Source organism: Ohtaekwangia sp. (assembly GCF_036568665.1).
Taxonomy (GTDB): Bacteria; Bacteroidota; Bacteroidia; order Cytophagales; family Cyclobacteriaceae; genus Ohtaekwangia.
In genome coordinates this window covers 1-5,779 of the sequence record NZ_DATCSD010000467.1, presented here as the reverse complement: position 1 = coordinate 5,779, position 5,779 = coordinate 1, and the positions used below count along the sequence as shown (strand labels likewise).

Below are 5,779 nucleotides of genomic sequence, written 5' to 3'. Positions count from 1 at the left end.
GCCCGCCAGCGGAACACCATCGGTAGCCCATGCTGTTGTGCGTTGAAAAGTATAGGAGCCCTGATTTTGTTTACGTTGTTGTTCTTTGAATACTTTCAACGTAGTGGCTACTGCCGATTTCCATGAAGCATCGAATGGTGTAGTATCTTTTGTGAACGTCCAATAATGATAGGCGAGACGTATCGGATAACACAACGAGTCGATCTCCCATTTACGCTCATGTATACCGGGCTTCATATCCGTGAGATCGTCTTTCCATTCGCTGATCTTCGAGGCATCGTCATAGAAAGCGTTGGCGTATGGATCTTTGAGTATACATTGTGTCTGGCGATTGATAACCCCTGCAATGAGATTCTGCAAGGAAGCGTCTGTCTTCATGAACGGTAAGTAGGGCCATATCTGTGCTGTGCTATCGCGGAGCCACATGGCATCGATGTCGCCCGTAATGATATAGGTATCCGGGTGTGCTCCCTTTGCTTTCAGGAAAACCGTTGTATCGAGTGTATTCGGAAAGCAGTTCTCGAACAACCAGCCGAGCTCTTCATCTTTTACGTGCGACTTAAATTCTTTGATCGCCTCTTCAATGGATTTACTTGTAAAGTTTCGTGCCGATGTATCCGGACGCTTTGATATATACTTGGATTGTTCTGCTTCGGCAGTATTTATATTCACGAGTAATCCGGCACTGATCAGTCCGGCATATTGGAGAAATTCTTGTCGGTTCATGGTGTATTATCTTTTAGTATGGGCTTTAAGTAACGCCTGCCTGATTCAAATCTAATCTCTTTTTGCTGATGTTTCTCTAACAGATTGAAGGAACTGTTATATTCGCGCCCCTTAATAGATTATAATCCTATATGAAGAAGATTTTACTGGCCATTGGTATACTCTCCGGTTTTTATAGCTATGCACAAATACCGCTGGGATTCAAGGCCGGAGTTAATGTAAACACCATCGGGATTCGTCATAAGCAGAATGAAGCACTTGGTTTTGATTCGTATACTTCCTTCCATGTTGGAGTTTTTACAAAGCTGAAATTCTCGAATAAATTTACTTTTATTCCGGAGCTTCAGTTCATTGAGAAAGGAGCGGGAGGTGGTGTTAAACTGGGCTATATCGAAGCTCCGCTAGTGCTTTCGTATCAGCCTATTGCTTTATTAAACATTGAAGCAGGTCCTTCTATTGGTGTTAATGTTTCTAACAATACAATACTTGATTATAACAAAACTGATTTTGGCGCGATTGGTGGCTTACGATTTAACCTGACACCCAAGTGGTCGTTGTTAGGAAGATATTACTACGGAATTTCCAACCTTGATAAGGTCTATTTCAATGCCGGTCCTAATGGAGTAGCGCAAGGATGGACTGCACTATATAACAGGAATTTTCAATTCTCTGTTGCCTATTATCTGAGGAAGTAGTGATCCGTTAATGGTTACATGGATAACGAAAGAAGGAAATAGAATATCGATCAACGAATGTCGAAGTATAAAGACACACGTTAGTTCCAAACTTCACACCTCCAGCGGCCAGTAGCCCGAAGCCAGCAGCGGTCCTTGAAAATATTTCTTTACCAAATCTCTCCATCCCCTTATATTTGCGGCCTTAATTAAATACGCGCTCCATGGGACTTCAATGTGGGATTGTAGGTTTGCCAAATGTTGGAAAATCAACACTCTTTAATGCTATATCCAATAACAAAGCAGAAGCAGCCAACTTTCCGTTTTGTACTATTGAACCCAACGTTGGGGTGATCTCGGTTCCGGATGCGCGTTTGAAAATTCTGGAAGCACTGGTAAATCCACAGCGTGTGCTGCCTACTACTATTGAGTTTGTAGATATAGCAGGCCTGGTGAAAGGTGCCAGCAAAGGTGAAGGTCTTGGCAACCAGTTTCTTGGCAACATTCGCCAGGTAGATGCTATCGTACACGTGGTGCGTTGCTTTGAGAACGACAACATCGTGCACGTAGATGGTCGTGTTGATCCTGTGGCTGATAAAGAGATCATTGACACGGAGCTTCAACTAAAAGACCTCGAGTCGGTTGAAAAGAAAATTGCCAAGACGGAGAAGGCTGCCAAAGGTGGCGATGCGAAACTGAAGAAAGAATTATCAGTACTCCAATTATATAAGGAGACGTTGCTCTCCGGTAAAAATGCCCGCGCACTACAGGTTGATGAAGAAGATAAAAAAGCCGTTGCTGATCTTCAGTTGCTTACTGCCAAGCCGGTTATCTATGTTACGAATGTAGATGAAGGATCCATTCACACGGGGAATAAATATGTAGATGCACTGAAGGCTCATGTAAAAGATGAGAATGCCGAAGTGGTTATTATCAGTGCAGCGATTGAAGCCCAGATTGCAGAACTGGAAAGTGAAGAAGACCGCGCTGTATTTTTAGCAGAATACGGATTGAAGGAATCCGGACTTAATAAATTATTGAGTGCTTCGTATCACCTGCTTGACCTGATCACTTATTTCACGGCAGGAGAGAAGGAAGTTCGTGCATGGCCTATCCGCAGAGGATGGCGCGCACCTCAGGCTGCCGGTGTGATCCACTCGGATTTCGAAAAAGGCTTTATCCGTGCCGAGGTTATAAAATTAACTGATTATCAGCAGTATAAAACTGAGCAAGCGTGTAAGGAAGCCGGCAAGATGGCCGTAGAGGGAAAAGAATACGTGGTGGAAGACGGGGATATCATGCATTTCCGCTTCAACGTTTAAAGTTTCCTTACAAATATCTACAACCTTTCTTTTTTTTTCTTAGCTTTATAAACCGCTCACATTCAGTGCGGAGCGGGTTTTTTGTTTGGGTACGATTTAAACCCCTGACTAATTTTTTTTTGGCTTGAGAACCAGGATTATTTTTTCACTGAAAAACAGGGGTGCGTACGTACCGTTTCACCACCAATATTTATTGGCGCAGGTTATAAAAGGACTTTTGATTTTTGGTCCGGAGAAGAATTATATTGAGTTTAACCACTATAATTTTTCCGGATTGAAGGGGCAGACGAAGGTTAGCCGTAAAGGACTTCATTATTTCTCTTCCAAAGTGACGCTTGTATTTGCCTGCTCTGATAAGGCATTTCTCGATTACTTTATCGCGCGACTTTTTGAGCAGAAGGAAATTATCGTAGGCAATCTGCACCTGGTGCCGGAGTCTATTGAACAGGAAGAACCCGTAAAGATCAGCGATGAAGCGCGATTCTTATGTATATCGCCTATCGTAGTGATACCGGCTGCGTTCAACGATGAGAGCGGTAAGAAATTTGTGTCGCCCGAGAGCGATGAGTTTTCTGATCTGCTCTATGATTCCACTATTGCACGCATGGAGTCCATCGGGAAATATACTGCCGAGCAGCTTACTTCCTTCTATAAATTTCAGATCGTTCCTGACCACGACTATATTCAACGTATACAGGCTTCGCATAAAAAGTTTGCGCGTATATACCCGCTATACGACAGCGATGTGAAATTTGAAGTGCGCGGCTATACTTTTCCGTTTACACTCTATGCTGCTAAAGAAGTGCAGCAGTTTGTATACGAGAATGGCCTCGGCTATTTTACACACAAAGGCTTTGGTATGCTGGATGTTGCCAACAACGACTCCATCCAACGCACCACGCAGCAGGAGATGGTATACGCTTAACGCGGATTTGCTTCCAGCCGCAAGTAGCCAATCAGCAGGTCGGCCTGTGGTTGAAATGGTTTATAGTATACAAAGATCTCGTATACATTTTCTGTTTCGAAGTGACTGCCTTCAAATTTATAGGGGCTCACATTCGGAGACTTCACTATATATTGATAGTCGTACCAACCTTGCTTCAGTAACACGTTAGCAACATAACTTTGCTGTGCTGAATCATAGCGCATCTTGTTCTCGCGATTGAGATTCCAATAGTTAAATGCTCCGGCTACATATACATCGCCTTTAACAGGAGGCGTGGAGAGCGTGAAGTTTACATCTACATAATTGGCGTACGCCATGTTTTTGTTATAGTCGAGATTATCGAGTGTAAAGTTTCCGTCCAGATCATTGTATTGTGCATACGCCTGGTCTTCGCGTGTTTTATCTTTCTGAATATAGGCTTTGAACGGTTTTACTTTTTTATCGACATGGTCTACGTTACGTCCGGGGTATGCAAGTGAACGCAAGTCGAAGAAGCGAAATTCGTTACCGCCTTTGAACATCTGTGTATCATCGAAGAAACGATATTCAAGTTCTTTTTCTATTTCGCGCACAAAGCTGGGCTTCACATTTACAGCCTGGTTATCCCATCGCTGATTCTGGCGGATGTTTACATGTACATCCGTAAGCGGGTTGAGTATATTCAGATTTTCGTAATCGACCGTAAAATTTAGCTGTTGATTGAGATCGGCAATTCTGCCGGGACCAATGAGATTACCGTTTTGTGTGAAGCTGATCTGCGTATTATATACCATGAAGCGCTTGCTCAGAATAATATCATCTTTATTGCTGCCGCGGTATACTACGAGAACATAATTACCCGGAAGTTTTACTGATGGCAGCGCGAGTTTATAGTGGATATAGGGTATATGTGTATCGACCGAGAACTCGTACGTGTTGATCGGAAATTCATTGTACGTATTCATATAGTCAAGGTCTTGCAAGCCAGACTCTGTCCAGTTATAGTTGCAGTGAAGCACCTTGGCATAGTAGGTGTCATTCTGACTTCGCAGGTCGTCAAATTCCAATGTGAGGTTCTCTTGTCCGAGGTTGGTAACCGCGGGGTATAGCGGGTTGCCGGCTGCATAGAGCTGCACGGTTTTTATTTCGGGTTCGTATACCTGGTCACTGAGCTGCAGGGTTTTAGGATTCCCCTCAGAATTAAGCGAACTTTGTGCGATGGGAGTACAGGCGGAGGCCAACAGGAGTAGTGCAAGGGAAAACAGTCTGGATCTCATGCTGAAATTGTAATTTTAATCAACGCTGGCAAGCACAGTGGTGCGAGCTGCGAAAACTTGGTTCTGGTACGAACGACAAAGGAAAAAAGAAATTGCCAATATCAAAGCTTTGTGTGGTGAGATAGCACGGCAACAAATATTGAGGCATTCCAACTTTTTTACCTGACCGGGTGTCTAATGAAGCAACATGGCCGTATTATCGGATTGATGCTCAACGAAAACGAGCTTATAGACGGATGCCGTAAAGGTAGCAGGGCTTCTCAACGAGCTTTGTACGACCGCTATTGCCGAAAAATGATGGTAGTATGCCTGCGATATTCCAAAACAACCGCAGAGGCAGAGGATATTCTTCAGGAAGGTTTTGTAAAAGTTTTTCAGGGAATAGAGAATTTCAGAGGCGATTCGAAACTGGAAACGTGGATCACGCGCATTATGGTGAACACTGCCCTGAACGCTAACCGAAAGAAGCTTTACCTGATGCCGATGGTCGACATTGAAGAGACCAATCTACCGGAAGACGAAGTCAGTATATCCGGCATCCACTTCACCCAACTGCTAGAGATGATACAGGCGCTGCCGCAAGGTTGCCAGATTGTTTTTAACATGTTTGCCATTGAAGGATTTAGTCATAAAGAAATAGCAGAACAGTTAGGTATATCAGAAGGAACATCGAAGTCGCAGTTTGCGCGGGCCAAGAGTTTGCTGCAGCAGCGATTGTTAAAGGAGTCAACGTATTATGAACGATATGGAGAGTCGAAAATTTGAGGATGCGTTCAAAGATGCTTTCGGTGAAGCCGAGGTGAGTCCTGCAGAGAATGTGTGGACGAACATCGAGCTTGATCTCGAAAAAGCAGA

At 43.8% G+C, this 5,779-nt stretch carries 6 protein-coding genes; 4 read left to right on the top strand and 2 right to left on the bottom strand.

Going from position 1 to position 5,779, the window contains the following annotated elements; all coding sequences use genetic code 11:
* A partial coding sequence (locus VIN08_RS27400) for a glycoside hydrolase family 125 protein (protein ID WP_331972708.1) occupies positions 1 to 726 on the bottom strand: 726 nt, incomplete at its 3' end.
* A gap of 131 nt (positions 727 to 857) precedes the next feature.
* Between VIN08_RS27400 and VIN08_RS27395 the strand changes: the two genes are divergently transcribed.
* The 3 genes from VIN08_RS27395 to cas6 all read left to right on the top strand — a co-directional run bounded on the left by VIN08_RS27395 (position 858) and on the right by cas6 (position 3,647).
* Entirely contained in the window at positions 858 to 1,421 is a 564-nt protein-coding gene (locus tag VIN08_RS27395) for a porin family protein (RefSeq protein WP_331972705.1), read from the top strand.
* 203 nt (positions 1,422 to 1,624) lie between these two features.
* On the top strand, positions 1,625 to 2,722 hold the full coding sequence (ychF, locus tag VIN08_RS27390) for a redox-regulated ATPase YchF (protein ID WP_331972702.1): 1,098 nt from the start codon (positions 1,625 to 1,627) through the stop codon (positions 2,720 to 2,722).
* A 193-nt stretch (positions 2,723 to 2,915) separates the two neighbouring features.
* Positions 2,916 to 3,647 (top strand): CRISPR-associated endoribonuclease Cas6, encoded by a 732-nt coding sequence (gene cas6 / locus VIN08_RS27385; RefSeq protein WP_331972699.1) that lies wholly within the window; start codon positions 2,916 to 2,918, stop codon positions 3,645 to 3,647.
* On the opposite strand, the gene VIN08_RS27380 is transcribed toward cas6, so the two are convergent.
* Positions 3,644 to 4,924 (bottom strand): DUF5103 domain-containing protein, encoded by a 1,281-nt coding sequence (locus tag VIN08_RS27380; RefSeq protein ID WP_331972696.1) that lies wholly within the window; start codon positions 4,922 to 4,924, stop codon positions 3,644 to 3,646. The genes cas6 and VIN08_RS27380 overlap by 4 nt on opposite strands.
* A gap of 177 nt (positions 4,925 to 5,101) precedes the next feature.
* On the opposite strand from VIN08_RS27380, the gene VIN08_RS27375 reads away from it, so the two are divergent.
* Positions 5,102 to 5,689 (top strand): RNA polymerase sigma factor, encoded by a 588-nt coding sequence (locus tag VIN08_RS27375; protein ID WP_331972693.1) that lies wholly within the window; start codon positions 5,102 to 5,104, stop codon positions 5,687 to 5,689.
* The last annotated feature ends 90 nt before the right edge of the window (positions 5,690 to 5,779 follow it).

Excerpts from the sequence above, each read along its gene's own strand:
- VIN08_RS27395 (WP_331972705.1), top strand. The coding sequence starts at position 858 with ATGAAGAAGATTTTACTGGCCATTGGTATACTCTCCGGTTTTTATAGC.
- ychF (WP_331972702.1), top strand. The coding sequence starts at position 1,625 with ATGGGACTTCAATGTGGGATTGTAGGTTTGCCAAATGTTGGAAAATCA.
- VIN08_RS27380 (WP_331972696.1), bottom strand. The coding sequence starts at position 4,924 with ATGAGATCCAGACTGTTTTCCCTTGCACTACTCCTGTTGGCCTCCGCC.
- VIN08_RS27375 (WP_331972693.1), top strand. The coding sequence starts at position 5,102 with ATGAAGCAACATGGCCGTATTATCGGATTGATGCTCAACGAAAACGAG.